Origin of the sequence: Streptomyces sp. NBC_00670 (assembly GCF_036226765.1) — a bacterium.
Taxonomy (GTDB): Bacteria; Actinomycetota; Actinomycetes; order Streptomycetales; family Streptomycetaceae; genus Streptomyces.
On the sequence record NZ_CP109017.1, the window covers coordinates 3,507,623 to 3,530,454 of the forward strand.

Genomic DNA, 22,832 nt, shown 5'->3' on the forward strand with positions numbered 1-22,832 from the left:
CATGACCGAGCACACGCCCCAGAACGGCGCCGCTCGCGCGCCCCTGATCAGCGCCGACCGGGTCAGCAAGCGGTACGGCTCCTTCACCGCAGTCGACACCGTCTCCCTGGAGGTGTCGCCGGGCGAGATCGTCGGCCTGCTCGGTGCCAACGGTGCCGGCAAGACGACCGTGATCAAGATGCTCCTCGGCCTGACGCTCCCCACCGAAGGCGCCGTCACCGTCTTCGGCCGCCTGCCCGACCGCACCACCCGCGGCCGGCTCGGCTACGTCCCCCAGGGCCTGGGCCTGTGGCCCACCCTCACCGTGGCCGAGAACATCGCCTTCGCCTCCGCCGCCTTCCGGACACCGGCCCCCGCCCTGGAACCCGCCCTCGCCGAGGTCGGGCACCGGCTGGTCTCGGCGATCGGCCTCGGTCTGCAACGCCAGCTCGCGTTCACCCTGGCCCTCGCCCACCAACCCGAACTGCTCGTCCTGGACGAACCCACCTCCGGCGTCGAACCCCTCGCCCGCGCCCGGCTGTGGGACGCCGTCCACGACCGGGCCGACCAGGGCGTCGGCGTCCTGGTCACCACCCACTACATGCAGGAGGCCCAGCAGTGCGACTGCCTCGTGCTCATGTCCCACGGGAGGGCCGTCGCCTCCGGCACTGAACGCGACATCGTCGGCACCACCACCGCCTGCGAGGTCGAGACCCCCCACTGGGCCGACGCCTTCGCCGCCCTCGACGACGCCGGGCTGCCCGTCACCCTCGACGGCCGCCGCGTCCGCCTCGCGGACACCCCGCCGGACACCGTCACCCGCACCCTCCGGGCGGCCCGCGTCACCGCCGACGTCCACGAGGTCCCGGCCACGCTGGAGGAGACCATGACCGTCATCGACCGCGCCACCCCACCGACCTGACCGCGGTGGAGCGGCCGCCCCGAAACGCCAACGGCCCCCGGCCAGACAACTCTGACCAGGGGCCGACCGGTAGGCCCTGTGGGACTCGAACCCACAACCAATGGATTAAAAGTCCACTGCTCTGCCAATTGAGCTAAGGGCCCCGGCGGTGTTGCGTGATGTTGCCTCCCCGAGCATAGCCCGACGCGGACGGGTCGCCGATCGGGTATCGGTGACCCGGCCGTGTCGGCGGGGTCATGATCCGGCCGTCTCCCGGGGGCGGTTGCGTGCGTGACGCGGGTTCAGGAACCAGTGGCGGGCCGAGGCCAGCCACCACACCGCCGCGAAGCCCAGGACGACGAGAACCGCGATCGGGGCGTAGTTGAAGGTCTCCCACGTCACCGGGGACACCTGCGGCAGCATGAACAGGACGGTGATGATCACGACCCACGTCACCGACACCACGCCGATCACCCGAGACCACCGGCCCAGGTGCCAGGGACCGCGGACGAACGCGTCGCCCTTGAGCACCCGCAGCAGCGTCGGGATGACGTAGGCGATGTAGAGGCCGATCACCGCGATCGACGTCACCGCCGCGTACGCCGTCACGTTGATCAGATACGGCAGCCCCAGCGCCAGCGCGCCCAGCGTGGCCAGCCACACCGCCGCCACCGGGGTGCGGGTGCGCGGGCTCACCGTGTGCCAGACGCGGGAGAACGGCAGCGCGCCGTCGCGCGAGAAGGCGTAGATCATGCGGCTGTTGGCGGTCACCGACGCCATCCCGCAGAACAGTTGCGCGCCGATCACCACGAGCAGCAGCAGCTTCCCCGCCGTGGCGCCCAGCGCGTCGAGCAGGATCTGCGCCGGCGGCGCCCCCGTCGGCGAGCCGAGCGCCCCGTCGTACGACTGGATCGCGAAAGTGAAACCGAGCAGCAGGACGAACCCGGCGATCCACGAGGTCCAGATCGACCGGACGATGCCCTTGGGGCCGGCCGTGGACGCGTCGTGCGTCTCCTCGGTCATGTGTGCGGAGGCGTCGTACCCCGTAAACGTGTACTGCGCCATCAGCAGCCCCAGCAGCACCACGTACACCCCACTGCCCCAGCCCGTGTTGTTGACGAACTCCCCGAACACGAACGAGGCGGACTGGTGCCGGTCGGGCACGAACGCCAGCGCGCCCACGATCACCGCGACCCCCAGCACGTGCCACCACACGCTCACGCTGTTCAGGATGGCCACGATCCGCACGCCGAAGGTGTTCAGCAGCCCGTGCAGCAGCAGGATGCCCGCGAACAGCAGGATCGTCCGCCCCGGCGTCACCTCGAAGTCGAACTGCAGATTCAGATAGGCGCCCAGGAAGGACGCCGCCCCGAAGTCGATGCCGGCGGTCACGGCGACCTGGCCGAGCACGTTGAACCAGCCGGTGAACCACGCCCAGGCGGCCGCCGAGCGCGGCGGGGCCAGCCGGTGCGCCCAGAAGTACAGCCCCGCCGACGTGGGGTAGGCCGAGCAGATCTCGGCCATCGACAGCCCCACGAACAGCGTCATCAGGCCGACGCCGACCCAGCCCCAGGTGATCACAGCGGGGCCGCCCGTGTTCATCCCGAACAGGTACAGCGTCAGACAGCCGGAGAGGACCGAGATGATCGTGAAGGAGACCGCGTAGTTGGAGAACGCCGACATGCGGCGGGCGAGGACCTGGGTGTAGCCGAGCTGGGCCAGCAACTCCTCGTCCGAGGGCCGGCGGGTCGCTTCATCTGTCATGTCCCCAGCGATTCCCTCACCGGAGACGTGACAAGCGTCACACCCGCACGAAAAAGGGCCGCGGCCCCACTCCCGTACCGGGAGGGGACCGCGGCCCCGCGTCACACTCCGCCGTCAGCTGCCGCGCTTCCAGCGGGGCTTGTCGTCACGGCGGTTGTTGAAGGAGGACCCACCGCGGTGGTCGTCACGGCGGCCGAAGGACGACCCGGAGGAACCCCGGTGGTCGTCGCGGCGCCCGTACGGCCGGTCGTGGCCACCGGACCGGAAGCCGGGCCGGTCGCCCTGCCGGTCACGGTTGAACGGCCGGTCACTGCCACGGTGCCCACCGCGCTCGTCCCGACGCTCGTCCCGCCGGAACCCACCACGGTCGTCACGCCGCTCGTAGGACCGACCACCACGGTCGTCCCGCCGGAAGCTCCCACGGTCGTCACGACGCTCATCCCGCCGGAACCCGCCACGGTCATCGCGCCGCTCGTAGGACCGACCACCACGGTCGTCCCGCCGCTCGTCCCGCCGGAACCCGCCACGGTCGTCACGCCGCTCGTAGGACCGACCACCACGGTCGTCCCGCCGGAAGCTCCCACGGTCGTCACGACGCTCGTCCCGCCGGAACCCGCCACGATCATCCCGACGCTCGGGACGCTCGCCACTCCGCTCCCGCTCCCGGCCGTTCGCCTGCTCGGGCAGCGACACAGGAGCCACCTCCGCCCGCTCGTCGACGGTCTCGGCAGCGGCCTCCGCCTCGCTCTCACGCGCGGCGGCCAGCACCGCCTCCGGGTCCTCACCGCGCTCGCGCGCGGCCCGGGCCACCAGGCGGTCGGACTCCTCGCGCAGCTCGGCGGCACGGCGCGTGGCGCGCTCCAACTGCTTCGTCAGGTAGGCGACTTCCCGCTCGGCCTGCTGCGCCGCGTTGCCGGCCGACTCGGCCTGCACCTCGGTCATCGACCGCGCACCGGTGATCTCGGCGACCTCCGGGTCGAACGCACCGGCGCCCTGGATGACGTGACGCGAGGCGTCGACGCCCGCGTCCTCCATCAGCCGGAAGATCTGCCGCCGCTGGTGCGGCAGCGACAGCGAGACGACGGTCCCGGTACGCCCGGCACGGGCCGTACGGCCGGCCCGGTGCAGGTAGTCCTTGTGGTCACCGGCGGGGTCGACGTTGAGCACCAGGTCGATGCCGTCGACGTGGATGCCGCGCGCGGCGACGTCCGTGGCAACGAGGACGTTGACGTAGCCGTCCTTGAAGTCGGCCAGCGTCCGGGTCCGGGCGCCCTGGGTCATGCCGCCGTGCAGCGCGTCCGCCTTGGCACCGGCGTCCCGCAACTGCTCCGCGACACGGTCGGCACCCAACTGAGTGCGCACGAAGATGATGGTGCGGCCCTTGCGGGAGGCGATCGCGGCGGTGACCGGCGCCTTGTCCTTGGGCTTCACGATCAGGATGTGGTGCGACATGGTCGTCACGGCGCCCTGGGCGGCGTCGACCTCGTGGCTGACCGGATTGTCGAGGTACCGGTCGACGAGCGTCTTGATCTCGTTCTCCATCGTGGCGGAGAAGAGCATCCGCTGGCCGCCGGCCGGGATCTGGTCGAGCAGCTCGGTGACCTCGGGCATGAAGCCGAGGTCGGACATCTGGTCGGCCTCGTCGAGCACGGCGATCCGCACGTTCTCGAGCGAGCAGGCACCGCGGTTGATCAGGTCCCGCAGCCGGCCCGGGGTGGCGACGAGCACGTCGACGCCCCGCTCCAGGGCGTAGATCTGGTTGCCCATGGAGGTACCGCCGCAGACGACCTTCATCTTCAGGCCGAGGACGTCGCCGTACGGCTGGAGCGCGTCGGCGACCTGCATGGCGAGCTCACGCGTCGGCGTCAGGATGACGGCGCGCGGCTTGTGCTTCTCGGTCCGCCCGCCGGCCAGCGTGGCCAGGGTCGGCAGACCGAACGACAGGGTCTTGCCGGAGCCGGTGCGGCCCCGGCCGAGGATGTCCTTGCCGGCCAGGGCGTCCGGGATGGTCGCGGCCTGGATCGGGAACGGGGCGGTCACACCGTTCTGCGCGAGCTTGCGGACGATGCCCTCGGGCAGTCCGAGATCGGCGAAGGTGAGCTGGGGAGCGTCGGTCTCGACCGCGTCGCCCTCAGGGTCTTCGGGCAGGACGATGTGGTCGGTACTGGCGACAGACATGCGAATGGAAAGCCTTCCGGAGTTGTACGGCAGCACGCGCCCCAACTCCGTGAAGTCACAATCGACCGCCTCGATGCGGTCCGGCCACGGTAAGGGAGAGTACGCGCCACACGCGGCGCGTCTTTTCTTGGCGCCGGGCAAATGGGATCAAACGATCTACCACCATACGCACCGAGCCCCCCCGGATGCAAACCCCCGGGTCAGAGCCACGCGAACCCACACACGGATGGCCCGGAACGCACAACGACCCCCCGAACGCACGGATGACCGGGATCGTACGAACGAACCCCCGATCGCACGGATGGCCGCGGACGCACCGGAGGGGACGTGGGGGCGTGTCCGCCCGCAGCGGCCGGCGCGTCCACACCGGTTCGCTCCAAGGATGCATCCTCGCGCCGGACCGAGGACGGACATGCCCCCGCGGCCCCGCCCCACGACGAACCGACCGCGACCCGACCACGACCCGAACCGACCGCGACCCGACCACGACCCGAACCGACCGCGACCCGACCACGACCCGAACCGACCGCGACCCGAACCGACCGCGACCCGAACCGGCCCGCACGGGCAGCGAACCGGGACCGCGAACCCGGAACGAAGCCGGTAGCCCCCGTCACTCCTCCTCCGCCACAACCCACCCCGCCCCCGGCTCCGGCACGGGCGACGCCGACACCGGCCCCCGCTCCACCAGCTGCGCGTTCTGCTCATGCGCGGACGCCGACGGCTCCGCCGTGGCCGGCGGCGGCTCGGACACGGGCGGCGGCGTCGGATCCGGCTCCGGCTGAGTCACCGGCGCACTCGGCGCCCCCGTCGGCCCCGCCGGCGCGCCCCCACCACCCTTCCCCCCACCGTCATCCGCCCCGCCCCCACCCGCGCCGCCGTCCTTCCCCGACGCCTCCACCGACGGCTTCGCCTTCACCGCCTTCGACGCGGACGGCGACGCCGCCCCGGACTCCGACTCCCCCGGCCGCGGCGACCGCCTCTTGCCCGCGCCGCGCTGCCCACCGGACACCCCGCCACCTCCACCGACGCCCGCCACGTCGTCCCCCCGCACGACCGCCCCGTGCGGCCCCGTCGAACGCGACGGCCCCGGGTGTCCCGCGTCGTCCCCCACGCTCACGCACCCCGTGGCGGCCGCCACGGTCAGCACGGCGGCGGCGAGTCGGAACGGAACGTCACTGGGGCGCACGGGCAGCCACCTCCGGGGGCGGGCGAAGCGGTCCCCCTGCCCAACTCCCCCGCCCCACAGGAGGACACGCCCCAAGCACCCACCCACCGCACACCCACGCACCGCGCACACAACCGCACACACCCGTGCCACACACCCGCGCCCACACCCCCGTGCAGGACAATGACCCCGTGCTGCACATGACGCGCGAGGAATTCGAAGAACTCGTCAGCGAGGCCCTGGACCGGATCCCGCCGGAACTCACACGGGTCATGGACAACGTGGCCGTCTTCGTCGAGGACGAACCGCCCGCCGACGACCCCGAACTGCTCGGCCTCTACGAGGGGACACCGCTGACCGAACGCGGCGAGTGGTACGCCGGCGTCCTCCCCGACCGCATCAGCGTCTACATGGGCCCGACCCTGCGCCACTGCACGTCACCGGAGGACGTCGTGCACGAGGTCTCGGTGACGGTCGTGCACGAGGTCGCCCACCACTTCGGCATCGAGGACGCCCGCCTCCACGAACTGGGCTGGGGCTGACCCCACAGCACCCACCCCACAACACCCACCCCGCCGCGCACCCCTCGCACCCCTCGCACCCCTCGCACTCCCCGCACCCCCGCATATCCGACCCGCCATTTGGGCATACGGGACCAATGGCCCGCCGCGTCCCCGCCGCAGTCCTGCACGCAACCGCCCGCCTCCGCAGGCCCACCCGCCGCACCCGCACGAACCACGCACCCTCCGGAAAAACCCACCCCGAACCCCTCACCCTCACCCCCCACCCCAACCCCTGGCTCCGCTCCCTCACCCTCGCCGCCGTGGTCCTTCTCGGCGCCTGGCTCGGCCTCCTCGTCGTCGGCAACGTCCGCGCCCCCGTGGGCCCCATGAACACCACGATGGCGCTGCGCCCCTCCCTCACCGGCGGCACGAAGATCAACGTCTCCCCGCTCGGCGCACTGGAGCTGGACACCCACAAGGCTCCCGTCCGCCTGGACGTGAACGTCGACCAGCTGGACGAGACCCGCGCCCAGGCCCTCGTGGACCACCCCGAGCGGCTTTCCGGCCTCCAGGACGAGGTCGCGCAGGACGTCGCCGACGACACCCTGAACCTCGCCGTCCGCTCCTGCGTGGCCGTCGTCTCCGGCGCCACGGCCCTCGGCCTCGTCGTCTACCGCCGCCCGCGCCGCGCCCTCGCGGCCGGCGGCCTCGCCCTCGCGCTCCTCGCCGCCTGCGGCACGAGCGCGTACGCGACGTGGAATCCCAAGGCGGTACTGGAGCCGAAGTTCTCCGGCCTGCTCTCCTCCGCCCCGTCCCTGGTCGGCAGCGCGCGCAGCATCGTCACGGAGTTCGACGTCTACCAGAAGGAGCTGGCCCGCCTGGTGACGAACGTGACGAAGCTGTACGACGTCACGTCGACGCTCCCGGCGTACCAGCCGGACCCGAGCACGATCCGGGTGCTGCACGTCTCGGACATCCACCTCAACCCGGCGAGCTGGAAGATCATCGCCTCACTGGTGGAGCAGTACGACATCAACGTGATCGTCGACTCGGGCGACACGATGGACCACGGCACGGCCACGGAGAACGGCTTCCTGGACCCGGTGGCGGACCTGGGCGCCCCGTACGTGTGGGTGCGGGGCAACCACGACTCGACGACCACGCAGGACTACCTGAAGAAGATGAAGAACGTGCGCGTCCTGGACGACGGCCGGGCGGTCACCGTCGCGGGGCTGCGGTTCGCGGGGATCGGGGACCCGCAGTACACCCCGGACCGCACCGCCGAGCGCGGCGACCGGGCGGAGGAGCTGGCGGGCGCCCGCCTCGCCTCGGCCCTGCGCGACCAGCGGAACGCCGGCACGCCCGTGGACGTGGCGATCGCGCACGAGCCGTCGGCGGCGCGGGAGGCGGACGGGGACGTGCCGCTGGTCCTGTCGGGCCATCTGCACCACGAGGGCATGGAGGTCATGAAGTACGGCACGCGGCTGCGCATCGAGGGCTCGACGGGCGGCAGCGGGCTGCGCGCGGTGGAGGGGAAGTACCCGGACCCGATCGAGGCGTCGGTCCTCTACTTCGACCGGGACAGCCGGCGGCTCCAGGCGTGGGACGAGATCAAGCTGGGCGGTCTGGGCCGGACGACCGCGGAGGTGGCCCGCCATCTGGTCGACGAGAACCAGCCCGGCGCCACCCCGTCCCCGACCTCGCCGACCCCGTCGTCCTCCGACTCGCCCACCACCCCGACGAACGCGACCCCCCGCTCCCCGAATCCCTCCCCGTAAACCGTTTTGGCGATACCTCCCGCCATCCCATATGCTTCTCACGTCCCCGAGGCGCCGAGAGGCGCCCAGGCGGGCCGATAGCCCTCATCGTCTAGCGGCCTAGGACGCCGCCCTTTCAAGGCGGTAGCACGGGTTCGAATCCCGTTGGGGGCACGCAGTACGGTGTGCGACACTGACGCTCGTCGGTTCGCGCACAAGCTTGGTCCTGTGGAGCAGTTTGGAGTGCTCGCCACCCTGTCAAGGTGGAGGCCGCGGGTTCAAATCCCGTCAGGACCGCTGGCGTTTCACGTGAAACGTCGTGGCTGGGTAGCTCAGTTGGTACGAGCGATCGCCTGAAAAGCGATAGGTCGCCGGTTCGACCCCGGCCCCAGCCACCACCGAAAGCCCCGTCCACCAGGACGGGGCTTTCCACGTTCCCGCTGCCCCTCACAAAGCCGCACGCGCTCCCCCCCACTCGGCCGCAAGCACCGACCCTCACACGCCCCCTCAAGCCCCCGCATGCGCCGGCCCCCCGCCCCGGCCTCCCGGGTGTCGGTGTCGCCAGAGCCAGAAGACCGTGCAGGACAGCAGCGCCCACCCCGCCAGGACCAGGAACGGGAACGCGTGCTGGTGGCCGGGGAAGTAGACCGCCGTGTGCTGGGCGTTGACCGAGGCGCCCGGCGGGAGCCAGCGGCCGATCACGCCGAGCGGCGACGGCAGCAGCGGCCAGGACACCGCACCCCCCGACGACGGGTTGCCCAGCAGCACCATCAGCCCCCACGTCGGCAGCATCGCCCAGCGCCCGAACAACGTGTTGAACATCGTGAAGACCATCCCGGACGCGAACATCGTCAGCGCGAGGATCAGCCACGACTCCACGAACGGCAGGTGCAGCGCGCCCAGCAGCCAGTCCACCACCGCCGCGATCACGAACCCACCGAGCAGCGCGTACGCCACCGTGAACGCGATCCGCTCGGCCGGGTTGAGCGCCCTGGCGTGCACGCTGAGCTGAATCGCGCCCACGAAGCCGATGATCACGGCGGCGAGGGAGATGTAGAAGATCGCCAGCCCGCGCGGATCCCCCTGCTGCAACGGCTTGAGGTCCTTGACGGTGACGTCCACCCCGGACGCCTTGCCCACCTGCTCCGCCGCCTCCTCCAGCACCTGCGCGACCGTCGCCCCGGACGCCCCGGAGACCTCCAGGGTGAGCGCACGTCCGCCGGCCTCCGGCACGTCGAGCACCGCGAAGACCTTCTGGTCGTCGACCGCCTCGACGGCCGCCGCCCGGTCGTCGTACGCGTGCAGCTTCAGCGAGGCGTTGAGCGCCTTCTCCATCCCGGCGATGAACCGCCGCCCCTGCGCGCTGTCGTACGCCCCGACGACCGCCGTCGGCACGGTGTGCGGCGTGGGGTTGGCCATCGCGTACGTGTAGGAGCCGGCGAAGAGCCCGGCCGCCGCCGCGAGGATGAACAGCAGCACGGTGGCGGGCAGGAAGGGCGACTCCCGGAACGCGGCCCAGCGCTCCGAAGCCGTCCGCGGCCTGCCATGGGCACCGTGCGGCTCGTGGCTCTGATGCGGGGGCTCATACGATGAATCCGACATAAGACTCAAGTTAGATCATTTCACCTCACGACAAATCCGTTCGCCTCTCGTTTCCCGGAGGTGAGATCCTGGGTCCCGTATGTCCACGCATCCCGCCCCCGCCCTCGGCGCCCTCGCCCCCCGCCTGACCGAACTGTCGCTGCGCGACGCGCACCGGCTCGGACGCAGGCTCGAAGGCGCCCGCAAGATCCGCAAACCGGAGGCCCGCGCCGCCGTCCTCGCCGAGATCGAGGCCGAGGTCGTCCAGGCCGAGGCACGGATCCAGGCGCGGCGTGCCCGCGTCCCGGCGGTGACGTATCCCGAACAGCTGCCGGTCAGCCAGAAGAAGGACGAGATCGCCGAGGCCATACGCGACCACCAGGTCGTGATCGTGGCCGGCGAGACCGGCTCCGGGAAGACCACGCAGATCCCCAAGATCTGCATGGAACTCGGACGCGGCCTCCGCGGCATGATCGGCCACACCCAGCCCCGCCGCATCGCCGCCCGCACGGTCGCCGAGCGCGTCGCCGAGGAGCTGGACACCCCGCTGGGCGAGACCGTCGGCTGGAAGGTGCGGTTCACCGACCAGGTGAACCCGGACGCCACCTTCGTCAAACTGATGACGGACGGCATCCTGCTCGCCGAGATCCAGACCGACCGCGAACTGCGCGCCTACGACACGATCATCATCGACGAGGCGCACGAGCGGTCCCTGAACATCGACTTCCTGCTCGGCTACCTCGCCCAGCTGCTGCCGAAGCGCCCCGACCTCAAGGTCGTCATCACCTCCGCCACGATCGACCCCGAGCGCTTCTCCCGGCACTTCGGCGACGCCCCGATCGTCGAGGTCAGCGGCCGTACGTACCCGGTGGAGGTGCGCTACCGGCCGCTCCTGGAAGAGGACTCGGACGACGCCGACCGGGACCAGATCACCGCGATCACCGACGCCGTCGAGGAACTGATGGCGGAGGGCCCCGGCGACATCCTCGTCTTCCTCTCCGGCGAGCGGGAGATCCGGGACACGGCGGACGCGCTGAACAAGAAGAAGTACCCCCGCACCGGAGGCGCTGATTGGCACAGCACGGAAGTGCTGCCCCTCTACGCCCGCCTCTCCCACGCCGAACAGCACCGCGTCTTCCAGCAGCACTCCGGGCGCCGGATCGTCCTCGCCACCAACGTGGCCGAGACGTCCCTGACCGTCCCCGGCATCAAGTACGTCATCGACCCCGGCTTCGCCCGCATCAGCCGCTACAGTCACCGCACCAAGGTGCAGCGCCTGCCGATCGAGCCGGTCTCGCAGGCCAGCGCCAACCAGCGCAAGGGCCGCTGCGGCCGTACGTCGGACGGCATCTGCATCCGGCTCTACTCCGAGGACGACTTCCTCACCCGCCCGGAGTTCACGGACGCGGAGATCCTGCGCACCAACCTCGCCTCCGTCATCCTCCAGATGACCGCGGCCGGCCTCGGCGACATCGAGAAGTTCCCCTTCATCGACCCGCCGGACCACCGCAACATCCGCGACGGCGTCCAGCTCCTGCAGGAACTCGGCGCCCTCGATCCGCCCACCCGTCACCCGACCACCGCCCCTCAAGGAGCCGCTCCGCGGCCGCTCTCCGATTCGAAGGACGCCCGCAAGCGGCTCACCCAAACCGGCCGCAAGCTCGCCCAGCTGCCCGTCGACCCGCGCCTGGCCCGGATGGTCCTGGAGGCGGACCGCAACGGCTGTGCGCGCGAGGTCATGGTGATCGCCGCCGCGCTGTCCATCCAGGACCCGCGCGAGCGCCCCTCGGAGAAGCAGGCCCAGGCCGACCAGCAGCACGCCCGCTTCCGCGACGAGACCAGCGACTTCCTCGCCTTCCTCAACCTCTGGCGGTACGTCCGCGAGCAGCAGAAGGAGCGCGGCTCGTCGTCGTTCCGCCGGATGTGCAAGCAGGAGTTCCTGAACTTCCTGCGCATTCGCGAATGGCAGGACATCTACACGCAGCTGCGCACGGTCGCCAAGCAGATGGGCATCCACCTCAACGAGGAGGACGCCCCCAGCGACCGCATCCACGTCTCGCTGCTCGCCGGACTGCTGTCCCACATCGGCATGAAGGACGTGAAGGAGTCCAAGAACTCCGACGGCACAGCCGGCACGTCCGGCCCCGGCGGCGGCCGCAAGGACGGCGGACGCAACGAGTACATCGGCGCCCGCAACGCCAAGTTCGCGATCTTCCCCGGCTCGGCGCTGTTCAAGAAGCCGCCGCGGTTCGTGATGTCGGCGGAACTGGTGGAGACCTCGCGGCTGTGGGCCCGGGTCAACGCGAAGATCGAGCCCGAGTGGGTCGAGCCGCTCGCCGGCCACCTCCTCAAGCGCACGTACAGCGAGCCGCACTGGGAGAAGGACCAGGCCGCGGTGATGGCCTACGAGAAGGTCACGCTGTACGGAGTCCCGATCGTCGCCCAGCGGAAGATCAACTACGGCCGGGTCGACCCCGAGGTCAGCCGCGAACTGTTCATCCGCAACGCCCTGGTGGAGGGTGACTGGCGCACGCACCACAAGTTCTTCGCCGACAACCGCAAGCTGCTCAGCGAGGTCGAGGAGCTGGAGCACCGGGCGCGGCGCCGGGACATCGTCGTCGACGACGAAACGCTGTTCGACTTCTACGAGCAGCGCATCCCCGAACACGTCGTCTCCGGCGCCCACTTCGACTCCTGGTGGAAGCACAAGCGGCACGAGCAGCCCGACTTCCTCGACTTCGAGCGGGAGATGCTCATCCGGGAGTCGGCGCAGACGGTCACCAAGGCCGACTACCCCGACTCCTGGCGGCAGGGCCCGCTGAAGTTCCGGGTGACGTACCAGTTCGAGCCCGGCGCGGACGCCGACGGCGTGACCGTCCACGTGCCGCTCCAGGTGCTCAACCAGGTCACCGACGAGGGCTTCGACTGGCAGATCCCCGGCCTGCGTGAAGAGGTCGTCACGGAGCTGATCCGCTCCCTGCCGAAGCCGATCCGCCGCAACTACGTGCCGGCGCCGAACTACGCCAAGGCATTCCTGGAGCGCGCGGTGCCGTTGCAGGAGCCCTTGACGACGACGATGGCGCGCGAGCTGAAGCGCATGGTCGGCGTGGCCTTCGAGGCGGACGACTTCGACTGGGGCCGGGTCCCCGACCATCTGAGGATCACCTTCCGGATCGTCGACGAGCGGCGCCGCAAGCTGGCCGAGGACAAGGACCTTCAGGCGCTGAAACTCCGGCTGAAACCGAAGGCGCGCAAGGCGCTCTCGCAGGCCGCCGCGGCGACCGCCGAGCGGCAGGGCGGCCCGTCCCTGGAGCGCTCCGGGCTGACGGACTGGTCGATCGGCACGCTCGACCGCGTCTTCGAGACCCGGCGGGCCGGGCAGCCCGTGAAGGCGTACCCGGCGCTCGTCGACGACGGACCGGCGGCGAACACCGTTTCGGTGCGTCTTTTCGACACCGAGGCCGAGCAGGCCGAGGCGATGTGGAAGGGCACCCGGCGGCTGATCCTGCGCAACATCCCGGTCAACCCCGCGAAGTTCGCGTCCGAGAAGCTGACCAACGCGCAGAAGCTGGCGCTGTCCGCCAATCCGCACGGCTCGGTCCAGGCGCTGTTCGACGACTGCGCGACGGCGGCGGCCGACCGGCTGATCGCCGACTTCGGCGGCCCGGCGTGGGACGAGGAGTCGTACCGCAAGCTCTACGACAAGGTGCGGGCGGAGATCGTCGACGCGACCGTACGGACGGTGGGCCAGGTGCAGCAGGTGCTGGCCGCCTGGCAGGCCTGTGAACGGCGTCTGAAGGGCGTACGCAGCCCCGCGCTGCTGCCGAACCTGGCGGACGTGCGGGAGCAGCTGGACGCCCTCGTGAAGCCCGGCTTCGTGACCGAGGCGGGGCTGCGGCGGCTGCCGGACCTGATGCGGTACCTCGTCGCGGCGGACCGGCGGCTGCAGCAGATGCCGGCCAACGTCCAGCGGGACACGACCCGGATGGAGAAGGTCCGGGAAATGCGGGACGAGTACGCGTGGCTGCGGGAGCAGTTGCCCGCGGGGCGGCCGGTGCCGACGGCGGTGCGGGAGATCCGGTGGATGATCGAGGAGCTGCGGGTCAGCTACTTCGCGCACGCGCTGGGGACGGCGTATCCGGTGTCGGACAAGCGGATCGTGAAGGCGATCGACGCGGCGGCGCCGTGACGGAAGCGGCGGCGGCCGGCACGGCGATGCCGTGACCGGCGGTGCACGGTGGGTGAGTTCGACCTCGGGGCTCGCCCTCCTGTACAGTCCTTCTCGCAGCGCAGCGCGGTAATGCGACCGCGAAGCACCTGGTCCTGTGGAGCAGTTTGGAGTGCTCGCCACCCTGTCAAGGTGGAGGCCGCGGGTTCAAATCCCGTCAGGACCGCAGCAAGAAGGGCCGTGTCCCCCCGAGGACACGGCCCTTCGTCGTGTTCGCGTTTCCGTCCCGCACCCCTGAAGGGTCTCCCCGGCGACGTCCCTTGACGGCGTCACATTCCCTCGCTACTCAAGAAAGCGACGGCTTCGTCGTTTCCGGAGGTGGCGTATGCCCGCTGCGGCCTCCCCGCACGCGACCCGCGCGCTGTTGCGTGCCCATCTGTCGGCCGCTACCGGCTACCGCCATCTGACCCGGCACTGCCCCATCTGCCACCGCCTCCTGCGGCTCGCCCTGGAGTCGGCCCCGTCCGTCGCGGAGGCGGACGCACAGGCGACCCCGGCCGAGGCCGCCGGGGACGCCGCCCCCACCGCCGCCGCCTGATCGCCGCAGCGCCCCAACACCCCTTGAACCGGGGCTTCCAGCCCAGCGCCCACGCACGCGACAAGGACTCTGGCATGTGACGGGAGTCACCGCATAACTTTTCCGGGGTGAGGAACTTACGCACCTCCTACACACGGTCAATTTAATATGTGCAATTGCACTGGCTCTCCATTCCGTCTCCGCCCGGACGCCGAGCCGCCCCACAGCGGATCCGACGCCCCTCCCCAGACTCCGACAAGCCCGCTCACAGACGGGCCGGCCGCACCCGTCCGTCATCCTCAGACGCACACAATGGCGCGCACCAGACGTCAGCGCCGGACCGCGCGCACAAAAAAATCGCGCTGGACTCGGCGGAGTCCAGCGCGATCGACGACGCACCCTCAATGGACCGGAAGGGCCCCGAGTGGCGTGGGCGTGGGGGCTGTTGGGGCAGTCCCCGCGTCGCTTTCAGCTGTGATGAGCGGTTGCTCCCGGACGCTCCGGCCAGTTGGGGGACCAGCCGTTTTGCCCGGTAACGCGGTTGTTCAGGCCTCGCTGCGCTGCTGCGGGATGCCCGCGAGCAGTGCGCGGACCTCGGCCTCGCGGTAGCGGCGATGCCCGCCGAGCGTGCGGATCGACGTGAGCTTGCCGGCCTTCGCCCACCGCGTGACCGTCTTCGGGTCGACGCGGAACATGGTGGCGACCTCAGCCGGGGTCAGCAGCGGCTCGGCATCAGGGGTGCGAGCGGTCATGAGCGGCCTCCTCGGGAGAACCGACGTTCTCGGTTCTTTCCTCTAAATTCTGCACCTTGACCCGCGTTGCCCGAAATGGCGGACGCGAGTCGAGTCGGTTATAGGACGAACGGCTTGTCCTCGGCACTACAACTACACCATCTGTCCAGCCGCGTAGGCCAAACCGATGGAATTGCCCTCCCAGGTGTTCATCAGCGACGGATGCCGATGGACCGTGCCATAGCGGACAGTCACGCCGGTGTGACGATCAGTCACAGGGCGATCAGTGGTCACCAAACCCCCCAAGAGCATGCAATGCTGAGATCTCCACCCATGCCAGGGCAGAAGGGGCCTCCCCCGGGCTCCTTGTCCTATTTTGGCACGAGGAGGGGCGTTAGGCGCAAGGGCCGCGTTAAGTGCAATCCATCACGCTTGACGGTATACGCCCGGATCGGTCGGCGATGTCCCTGCCGGTGATCACCGCTTCCCTCGTGGGTACGTCAACCTTGGGCCAACGGTTGTCACTTCAGCATGTCGCATGGGTCACAATTCGCACACTGATTCCCGCCAGGGCATGGACACCGTACCCACTTCCGCACGCGGGCCGCGAATCAGTCGACGCTCCGTCAGGAACCGTGTGCGCAGCGCGAGTTGGGGGGCGCCACCGGGTCCTCCGGCGGCCGGCTCAGTTCGCCGAGCGCCGGTCCCGGACCGACCGCCAGCGCTCCACCAGCCGCGCGTACGCCTCCCCGGCCGCCGCCCCGTCGCCCTGCCGCAGCGCCTCGATGCCCTCGGCGACGTCGGCCGCCGAATGGTCGCCGTCCAGCTCCTCGGGCGGCAGGACGTGCACCAGACCGCCGTAGTCCAGCTCCACCAGGGAGCGCGGGTGGAACTCCTCCAGCCACCGCCCCACGTCCAGCAGCCCCTCGACGAGCGGGCTCTCGTCGAAGGTGTTCCGCAGCGTGCGCAGCCCCCGGGCCACCCGGCGCCGGGCCTGCACCATGGGCGTCCGATAGCGCAGCACCGGCACCCCGGCCCCGGCGGCGCCGGGCTCCGCGCCGGCCCCGGCGTACTCCCGCTCCCCGTCGCCCACCAGGACGAACCAGTGCAGCGGCACGTGCCAGGTGGAGGATCTGATCCAGGGGCGCGCGTCGGGGTTGCGGGTCAGCCAGCGCTCGTAGTCCTGGGTGGCCTGGTGGCGCACCAGCGGCGGCAGCACCGCGTCGAGCACGGAGGCCGGCAGTTCCTCGCCCAGGCCGCCCAGCGCCTGCCAGCCGCGCAGCCGGGTGCGCCAGGGGCAGACGCACAGCACCCCGTCGACCTCCGTCACGAACGCGTCGTCGCTCTCGTGCACCGGGACCGCGACCGGCGGGGTGGGCAGCAGATCGGCCAGCGAGCGGCGCAGTTCGTCCTGGTAGGAGGGACGGTCGGGGCGCCGCGCGTACCGCGCCCAGTGGCCGCGCTCCGGTTCGGGGAAGGCGGCCAGCGGTTCGTACACGCGCAAGTAGGACGCGTACGGAACGATCACCGAGGACACCTTGGGCACGCCTGCTCCCTCCCCCACCCGACCTGACGTGAAGCATTTTCCCGCGCCCGGTGCGCGGGGGCTCCGCCGGGACCCGCCGAAGCGTCCGGCGCCCCCACGGGAACGGTGCCACGGAGGCGTCCGGGTGGGCGGAAACCGTGCCGAATCGCCCCACGGACGCGTGTCGGTGCCCGCCGCGAGAGGGTGATCGGGAACACCGTGCGGAGCACGGGCCCCGCCACGATCTACGCTCGTCCCACGGAGCCCGCCATCCGCACGGGATCCGCACCCATCGCCGCCACTTCACCGGGAGTCACCACAGTGACCGACGTACCCAACGGCGTCCTGCACACCCTGTTCCACTCGGACCAGGGAGGTCATGAGCAGGTCGTGCTCTGCCAGGACCGGGCCAGCGGCCTGAAGGCCGTCATCGCCGTCCACTCCACCGCCCTGGGCCCCGCCCTAGGCGGTACGCGTTTCTACCCCTACGCCTCCGAGGAGGAGGCCGTCGCCGACGCCCTCAACCTCGCGCGCGGGATGTCGTACAAGAACGCCATGGCCGGACTCGACCACGGCGGCGGCAAGGCCGTGATCATCGGTGACCCCGAGCAGATCAAGACCGAGGAGCTGCTGCTCGCCTACGGGCGGGCCGTGGCCTCGCTCGGCGGGCGGTACGTCACCGCCTGCGACGTCGGCACGTACGTCGCCGACATGGACGTCGTCGCCCGTGCGTGCCGCTGGACCACCGGGCGCTCCCCGGAGCACGGGGGCGCCGGCGACTCCTCCGTGCTCACCGCCTTCGGCGTCTACCAGGGCATGCGGGCCAGCGCGCAGCACCTGTGGGGCGACCCGACGCTGCGCGACCGCACGGTGGGCATCGCGGGCGTCGGCAAGGTCGGGCACCACCTGGTGGAGCACCTGGTGAAGGAGGGCGCGCGGGTGGTGGTCACCGATGTGCGCGAGGACGCCGTGCGCCGGGTCACCGAGGGCCGCCCGCAGGTCACCGCGGTCGCCGACACCGAGGCGCTGATCACCTACGACGGGCTCGACATCTACGCCCCCTGCGCGCTCGGCGGCGCCCTGGACGACGCCTCCGTGCCGGTGCTGACGGCGAAGGTGGTGTGCGGGGCGGCCAACAACCAGCTCGCGCACCCGGGCGTGGAGAAGGACCTCGCCGACCGCGGGATCCTCTACGCGCCGGACTACGTGGTGAACGCGGGCGGTGTCATCCAGGTCGCCGACGAGCTGCACGGCTTCGACTTCGAGCGGTGCAAGGTGAAGGCCGCGAAGATCTTCGACACCACGCTCGACATCTTCGCACGTGCGAAGTCGGACGGGATTCCGCCGGCCGCGGCGGCCGACCGGATCGCCGAGCAGCGGATGGCGGAGGCCCGCGCGGCACGCTGACCGGACGGACGATTTCTGGCCATGGGACGGCCGCCCCGCGCGCCCGTCCCATGGTCGCATCCCGCCGTTTTCGTCGTCCGCGCGCGCGGAGGCCGCGCACGGCCGCCCGGCGGCGGCCGGTACCCGCCGGGGGGCACGTGGAGAGAACTCTCACGTTCGTCGGCGGGTCGTGGGCCGATAAGTGGTTAAAATCGCGGTTGACCAGCGAGGACGGGGTTCCCCGGGGGCCCCGCGCACACGCTGCTCCTGCGGGCGACGTACCGTATGGGCGTGGGCTCAGGTACCGTGGAAGCCCTACGGACGGTCTCTCCACCGAGAGTCCGTTCCAGAACATGAACGCGTGTCAAGACTCTGGGGCCGTCGAGCCCCGTCGTTGAGGGGGTCGAGCCATGGGGCGCGGCCGGGCCAAGGCCAAGCAGACGAAGGTCGCCCGCCAGCTGAAGTACAACAGCGGCGGGACGGACCTGTCACGCCTGGCCGAGGAGCTGGGCGCATCGACGTCGAACGAGTCGCCGAACGGCGACCGATTCGAGGACGATGAGCAAGAGGACGACGAGCTGTATTCACGCTACGCCGACCTCTATGAGGACGACGACGACGAGGACGATCAGTCCTCACAGCACCGTCGCGGCGCTTGACCTGCACTGAGCACTCACCCGGTCGGTGACTTCCGGTCACCGACCGGGTTCTGTGCTGCCTGCGGGAACAGCACCTTCGTCTACCGCGCGTAGCTGCCCTCCAGGGTGGCGCCGGTGGTGTGGTCGCCCCGGCCGGTGATCTCGCCGGCCACCCAGGCGTCGACGCCCCGGTCGGCCAGGGTCGCCAGCGCGGCGTCGACCGACCCCTGCGGGACGATCGCGACCATGCCGACGCCCATGTTCAGCGTCTTCTCCAGTTCGAGCTGTTCGACCTCGCCGGTCCGGCCGACCAGGTCGAAGACCGGGGCGGGCGTCCAGGTGGCGCGGTCCACGCGCGCGTGCAGCCCGTCGGGGATCACCCGGGCCAGGTTGGCCGCCAGTCCGCCGCCGGTGACGTGGCTGAAGGCGTGCACCTCGGTGGTGCGGGTCAGGGCCAGGCAGTCCAGCGAGTAGATCTTGGTGGGCTCCAGCAGCTCCTCGCCGAGGGTGCGGCCGAACTCCGCCACCCGGGCGTCGAGCGCGAGCCCGGCCTGCTCCAGCAGGACGTGCCGGACCAGGGAGTACCCGTTGGAGTGAAGTCCGGAGGACGCCATGGCGACGACCGCGTCGCCCTCGCGGATGCGGTCGGGACCGAGTAGCCGGTCGGCCTCCACGGCCCCGGTGCCGGCGCCGGCCACGTCGAAGTCGTCCGGACCCAGCAGGCCGGGGTGTTCGGCCGTCTCGCCGCCCACCAGGGCGCAGCCGGCCAGCACACAGCCCTCGGCGATGCCCTTGACGATCGCGGCGACCCGCTCGGGGTGCACCTTGCCGACGCAGATGTAGTCGGTCATGAACAGCGGCTCGGCGCCGCACACCACGATGTCGTCCATGACCATGGCGACCAGGTCGTGGCCGATCGTGTCGTACACGCCCAGCTGCCGGGCGATGTCGACCTTGGTGCCGACGCCGTCGGTGGCGGAGGCGAGCAGCGGGCGCTCGTACCTCTTCAGGGCGGAGGCGTCGAAGAGCCCGGCGAAGCCGCCGAGGCCGCCGAGGACCTCGGGACGGCGCGTCTTCTTCACCCACTCCTTCATCAGTTCGACGGCACGGTCGCCCGCCTCGATGTCGACGCCCGCGGCCGCGTAGCTGGCACCGGACGGGGAGCCAGGGGTCGTCCCGGTGGTCTCGGACATGTGGGTTCGCACCTTCGGTCGTACGGCGGTCGGAAAGGGGGAGCTGCTCGGTGGGGGGAGGGGTGATCGGTGGCGGGGCCGTGGACGGCCCCGCACGGCCCCGGGCGGGGGCGGCGCCCGCTCACCGTCGAGCGGGCGGGCCCACGCGGCCCGCGGGGCGCCTACGGGCGGCGGATCGCGTCGCTGGCGGCCGTGGCGGCGGGCCCGGCGGCCAGCTCGGTCTCCAGGAGCTGCTTGCCCAGGAGCTCGGGGTCGGGGAGGTCCATCGGGTACTCGCCGTCGAAGCAGGCCCGGCAGAGGTCCGGCTTGGCGATGGTGGTCGCCTCGATCATGCCGTCGATGGAGATGTACGCCAGGGAGTCGGCGCCGAGCGAGGTGCCGATCTCGTCGATGGTCATGCCGTTGGCGATCAGCTCCGCGCGCGTGGCGAAGTCGATGCCGAAGAAGCAGGGCCACTTCACCGGCGGGGAGGAGATCCTGATGTGCACCTCGGCGGCGCCCGCCTCGCGCAGCATCCGCACCAGGGCCCGCTGGGTGTTGCCGCGCACGATCGAGTCGTCGACGACGACCAGGCGCTTGCCCTTGATGACTTCCTTCAGGGGGTTCAGCTTCAGCCGGATGCCGAGCTGGCGGATGGTCTGGGAGGGCTGGATGAACGTACGGCCCACATAGGCGTTCTTCACCAGACCGGCGCCGAAGGGGATGCCCGAGGCCTCCGCGTAGCCGATGGCGGCGGGGGTTCCGGACTCCGGCGTCGCTATGACGAGGTCGGCCTCGGCGGGCGCTTCCTTCGCCAGCCGGCGGCCCATCTCCACGCGCGAGAGGTAGACGTTCCGCCCGGCGATGTCGGTGTCGGGACGGGCCAGGTAGACGTACTCGAAGACACAGCCCTTGGGCTTCGCTTCCGCGAATCGCGACGTACGCAGGCCGTTCTCGTCGATCGCGACGAACTCGCCCGGTTCGATCTCCCGTACGAAGCTGGCGCCGCAGATGTCGAGCGCCGCCGACTCCGAGGCGACCACCCAGCCGCGCTCCAGCCGGCCGAGGACCAGCGGGCGGATGCCCTGCGGATCACGGGCGGCGTACAGCGTGTGCTGGTCCATGAAGACGAGCGAGAAGGCGCCCTTGACCTGCGGAAGCACCGTCAGGGCGGCTTCCTCGACGGTGAGCGGCTTGCCGTCCGCGTCGACCTGGCCGGCCAGCAGCGCGGTGATCAGGTCGGTGTCGTTGGTGGCCGCCACCTTCGGGGTGCGGCCGTCCTGCTTGGGCAGGTCGGCGACCATCTCGGCGAGCTGCGCCGTGTTGACGAGGTTGCCGTTGTGGCCGAGCGCGATCGATCCCTGCGCGGTGGCGCGGAACGTCGGCTGGGCGTTCTCCCACACGGAGGCACCCGTGGTCGAGTAGCGGGCGTGACCGACCGCGATATGACCCTGGAGGGAACCGAGGGAGGCTTCGTCGAAGACCTGGGAGACCAGGCCCATGTCCTTGAAGACGAGGATCTGGGAGCCGTTGCTGACCGCGATACCCGCGGACTCCTGGCCCCGGTGCTGAAGGGCGTAGAGCCCGAAGTAAGTGAGTTTGGCGACCTCTTCGCCCGGAGCCCAGACACCGAAGACGCCACACGCGTCCTGGGGGCCTTTCTCGCCGGGGAGCAGATCATGATTGAGTCGACCGTCACCACGTGGCACGCGACCGAGTGTAGGCGAGATCGCGCACTGGTCCGAATCCGGTGCGGTGGCCGGGCAGCGGGACGGGGGGTCCGGCGGCAGAAGCCACACCGCCCTGGCACTCCTCCACTCAACCCCTCTGACCAGGAGAGACGTCGGCTCCGACGGCTCCCGTCGCCGTTGCTCGCCCGCTGTGGGCCGAGGGCGTGTGCGGCGGTCCTGAGTGAGCCGTCGCACACCTCGGGCGCCCCGCGGGTCAGCTCATCAGGGGGAGCAGTCCGCCGAGGTCGGCCCGCTCGCCACTGGCGGTGACCTTCGCGGCGGCGAGCGCGGTCCGCCAGTCGGTACGGCCGGTGGCGAGGCGGATCCAGGTCAGCGGGTCGGTCTCGACGACGTTGGGCGGGGTGCCGCGGGTGTGCCGGGGGCCCTCCACGCACTGCACGACGGCGTACGGCGGCACGCGGACCTCGGTGGAGGCGCCGGGGGCGCGGGCGGCGAGGGTGTCCGCGAGGAGGCGCGTGCAGGCGGCGAGGGCCTGGCGGTCCAGGGGGACGCCGAGGCCGGGGACGGCGTCGTTGAGGTCGTCGGTGTGGACGACGAGTTCGACGGTGCGGGTGACCAGGTAGTCGGCGAGGGTCATGCCCCCTGCGCGAGTGGGGATGAGCCGGTCATGGGGCGTGTCCGCGAGCGCCCGGGCGAGGCGCTCCGCCACGCGCGCGTAGAGCGCGTTCAGATCGGGGTTGGCCTCGGCGAGGGCGTGGCTGCCCTCCGCGATGGCCTCGGCGTGGCGGGCGGTGGCGGAGGCGTAGTCCAGGGGGCCGAGTTCCGCGCGGGCGGGGGCGGGGCGTTCCAGCGCGGTGCTGACGCTCTCGACGGCCATGGTGAGGTGCGCGGCGAGGTCCCGGACGGTCCAGGTGCCCAGGCGGGTGGGCGCGGACAGCTGTGCGGGGGTGAGGACGCCGACGGCCGCGCGGACGTGGCCGAACTGGGCGAGGACGGCGGCGCGGGTCTTGACGGGGTCGTAGGTGCGGGGGCGCTTCTTGGCGGGGGGCATGAGGGCGAGCGTAGAGGGGGGTGCGGTGGGGGGGTGCTCGCAGAACCCCGCCGTCCAAGCTC

General features: G+C 71.1%; 16 protein-coding genes and 5 tRNA genes. 11 read left to right on the plus strand and 10 right to left on the minus strand.

The genetic code is table 11. The annotated features are described in order from the left end of the window. Position 1 precedes the first annotated feature (1 nt). Positions 2-901, plus strand: a complete 900-nt coding sequence (locus OIE12_RS15600) for an ABC transporter ATP-binding protein (protein ID WP_329135769.1) — start codon at positions 2-4, stop codon at positions 899-901. A gap of 70 nt (positions 902-971) precedes the next feature. On the opposite strand, the gene OIE12_RS15605 is transcribed toward OIE12_RS15600, so the two are convergent. The 4 genes from OIE12_RS15605 to OIE12_RS15620 all read right to left on the minus strand — a co-directional run bounded on the left by OIE12_RS15605 (position 972) and on the right by OIE12_RS15620 (position 5,576). After that, positions 972-1,044: transfer RNA gene (locus OIE12_RS15605), tRNA-Lys, on the minus strand. A gap of 91 nt (positions 1,045-1,135) precedes the next feature. After that, positions 1,136-2,644 carry an amino acid permease gene (locus tag OIE12_RS15610; protein WP_329135771.1) on the minus strand — a complete coding sequence of 503 codons (1,509 nt, stop codon included), beginning with the start codon at positions 2,642-2,644 and terminating at the stop codon, positions 1,136-1,138. Between the two features lie 114 nt (positions 2,645-2,758). Continuing rightward, complete coding sequence (locus OIE12_RS15615; protein WP_329135773.1) at positions 2,759-4,822, minus strand: DEAD/DEAH box helicase; 2,064 nt, start codon at positions 4,820-4,822, stop codon at positions 2,759-2,761. Between the two features lie 613 nt (positions 4,823-5,435). Further along, complete coding sequence (locus OIE12_RS15620) at positions 5,436-5,576, minus strand: hypothetical protein (protein WP_329135775.1); 141 nt, start codon at positions 5,574-5,576, stop codon at positions 5,436-5,438. Positions 5,577-6,181: 605 nt separating this feature from the next. On the opposite strand from OIE12_RS15620, the gene OIE12_RS15625 reads away from it, so the two are divergent. The 5 genes from OIE12_RS15625 (at position 6,182) to OIE12_RS15645 (ending at position 8,648) form a co-directional block, all read left to right on the plus strand. Further along, positions 6,182-6,532, plus strand: a complete 351-nt coding sequence (locus OIE12_RS15625) for a metallopeptidase family protein (RefSeq protein ID WP_329135777.1) — start codon at positions 6,182-6,184, stop codon at positions 6,530-6,532. A 116-nt stretch (positions 6,533-6,648) separates the two neighbouring features. Beyond that, a complete protein-coding gene (locus OIE12_RS15630) occupies positions 6,649-8,271 on the plus strand; it encodes a metallophosphoesterase family protein (protein ID WP_329135779.1) in 1,623 nt (540 codons plus the stop codon). Positions 8,272-8,351: 80 nt separating this feature from the next. Beyond that, positions 8,352-8,424, plus strand: a tRNA-Glu gene (locus OIE12_RS15635). A 48-nt stretch (positions 8,425-8,472) separates the two neighbouring features. After that, positions 8,473-8,547, plus strand: a tRNA-Asp gene (locus OIE12_RS15640). Positions 8,548-8,571: 24 nt separating this feature from the next. Continuing rightward, positions 8,572-8,648: transfer RNA gene (locus OIE12_RS15645), tRNA-Phe, on the plus strand. A gap of 109 nt (positions 8,649-8,757) precedes the next feature. Here the strand turns inward: OIE12_RS15645 and OIE12_RS15650 are convergent. Further along, positions 8,758-9,852: an ABC transporter permease gene (locus OIE12_RS15650; RefSeq protein ID WP_329135781.1), complete on the minus strand. Its 1,095-nt coding sequence runs from the start codon at positions 9,850-9,852 to the stop codon at positions 8,758-8,760. Between the two features lie 79 nt (positions 9,853-9,931). On the opposite strand from OIE12_RS15650, the gene hrpA reads away from it, so the two are divergent. The 3 genes from hrpA to OIE12_RS15665 all read left to right on the plus strand — a co-directional run bounded on the left by hrpA (position 9,932) and on the right by OIE12_RS15665 (position 14,597). Beyond that, positions 9,932-14,020 carry an ATP-dependent RNA helicase HrpA gene (hrpA, locus tag OIE12_RS15655; protein WP_329135782.1) on the plus strand — a complete coding sequence of 1,363 codons (4,089 nt, stop codon included), beginning with the start codon at positions 9,932-9,934 and terminating at the stop codon, positions 14,018-14,020. Positions 14,021-14,150: 130 nt separating this feature from the next. Beyond that, positions 14,151-14,225 (plus strand) — tRNA-Asp (locus OIE12_RS15660). 159 nt (positions 14,226-14,384) lie between these two features. Then, positions 14,385-14,597: a DUF6274 family protein gene (locus OIE12_RS15665; protein ID WP_329135784.1), complete on the plus strand. Its 213-nt coding sequence runs from the start codon at positions 14,385-14,387 to the stop codon at positions 14,595-14,597. 524 nt (positions 14,598-15,121) lie between these two features. Here OIE12_RS15665 and bldC read toward each other — a convergent pair. Both bldC and OIE12_RS15675 read right to left on the minus strand, forming a co-directional pair. Continuing rightward, positions 15,122-15,328, minus strand: a complete 207-nt coding sequence (gene bldC, locus OIE12_RS15670) for a developmental transcriptional regulator BldC (protein ID WP_003949541.1) — start codon at positions 15,326-15,328, stop codon at positions 15,122-15,124. A 664-nt stretch (positions 15,329-15,992) separates the two neighbouring features. Beyond that, positions 15,993-16,853, minus strand: a complete 861-nt coding sequence (locus OIE12_RS15675) for a hypothetical protein (protein ID WP_329135786.1) — start codon at positions 16,851-16,853, stop codon at positions 15,993-15,995. 300 nt (positions 16,854-17,153) lie between these two features. Between OIE12_RS15675 and OIE12_RS15680 the strand changes: the two genes are divergently transcribed. Further along, a complete protein-coding gene (locus OIE12_RS15680; protein WP_329135788.1) occupies positions 17,154-18,239 on the plus strand; it encodes a Leu/Phe/Val dehydrogenase in 1,086 nt (361 codons plus the stop codon). A gap of 389 nt (positions 18,240-18,628) precedes the next feature. Then, on the plus strand, positions 18,629-18,877 hold the full coding sequence (locus tag OIE12_RS15685; RefSeq protein ID WP_329135790.1) for a DUF3073 domain-containing protein: 249 nt from the start codon (positions 18,629-18,631) through the stop codon (positions 18,875-18,877). Positions 18,878-18,957: 80 nt separating this feature from the next. Here OIE12_RS15685 and purM read toward each other — a convergent pair whose 3' ends face one another. From purM to OIE12_RS15700, 3 genes are all read right to left on the minus strand, one after another. Further along, the gene (purM, locus tag OIE12_RS15690; protein ID WP_329135792.1) at positions 18,958-20,049 is read right to left on the minus strand and encodes a phosphoribosylformylglycinamidine cyclo-ligase; all 1,092 of its coding nucleotides are present in this window, start codon (positions 20,047-20,049) and stop codon (positions 18,958-18,960) included. A 161-nt stretch (positions 20,050-20,210) separates the two neighbouring features. Then, a complete protein-coding gene (gene purF, locus OIE12_RS15695) occupies positions 20,211-21,737 on the minus strand; it encodes an amidophosphoribosyltransferase (RefSeq protein WP_329135794.1) in 1,527 nt (508 codons plus the stop codon). Between the two features lie 235 nt (positions 21,738-21,972). Continuing rightward, positions 21,973-22,770: a maleylpyruvate isomerase family mycothiol-dependent enzyme gene (locus OIE12_RS15700; protein WP_329135795.1), complete on the minus strand. Its 798-nt coding sequence runs from the start codon at positions 22,768-22,770 to the stop codon at positions 21,973-21,975. Between the last annotated feature and the right edge of the window lie 62 nt (positions 22,771-22,832).

Coding starts and splice junctions, on each gene's coding strand:
- hrpA (WP_329135782.1), top strand. CDS start 9,932: ATGTCCACGCATCCCGCCCCCGCCCTCGGCGCCCTCGCCCCCCGCCTG.
- bldC (WP_003949541.1), bottom strand. CDS start 15,328: ATGACCGCTCGCACCCCTGATGCCGAGCCGCTGCTGACCCCGGCTGAG.
- OIE12_RS15630 (WP_329135779.1), top strand. CDS start 6,649: ATGGCCCGCCGCGTCCCCGCCGCAGTCCTGCACGCAACCGCCCGCCTC.
- purM (WP_329135792.1), bottom strand. CDS start 20,049: ATGTCCGAGACCACCGGGACGACCCCTGGCTCCCCGTCCGGTGCCAGC.
- OIE12_RS15665 (WP_329135784.1), top strand. CDS start 14,385: ATGCCCGCTGCGGCCTCCCCGCACGCGACCCGCGCGCTGTTGCGTGCC.
- OIE12_RS15700 (WP_329135795.1), bottom strand. CDS start 22,770: ATGCCCCCCGCCAAGAAGCGCCCCCGCACCTACGACCCCGTCAAGACC.
- OIE12_RS15600 (WP_329135769.1), top strand. CDS start 2: ATGACCGAGCACACGCCCCAGAACGGCGCCGCTCGCGCGCCCCTGATC.
- OIE12_RS15685 (WP_329135790.1), top strand. CDS start 18,629: ATGGGGCGCGGCCGGGCCAAGGCCAAGCAGACGAAGGTCGCCCGCCAG.
- OIE12_RS15615 (WP_329135773.1), bottom strand. CDS start 4,822: ATGTCTGTCGCCAGTACCGACCACATCGTCCTGCCCGAAGACCCTGAG.
- OIE12_RS15650 (WP_329135781.1), bottom strand. CDS start 9,852: ATGTCGGATTCATCGTATGAGCCCCCGCATCAGAGCCACGAGCCGCAC.
- OIE12_RS15610 (WP_329135771.1), bottom strand. CDS start 2,644: ATGACAGATGAAGCGACCCGCCGGCCCTCGGACGAGGAGTTGCTGGCC.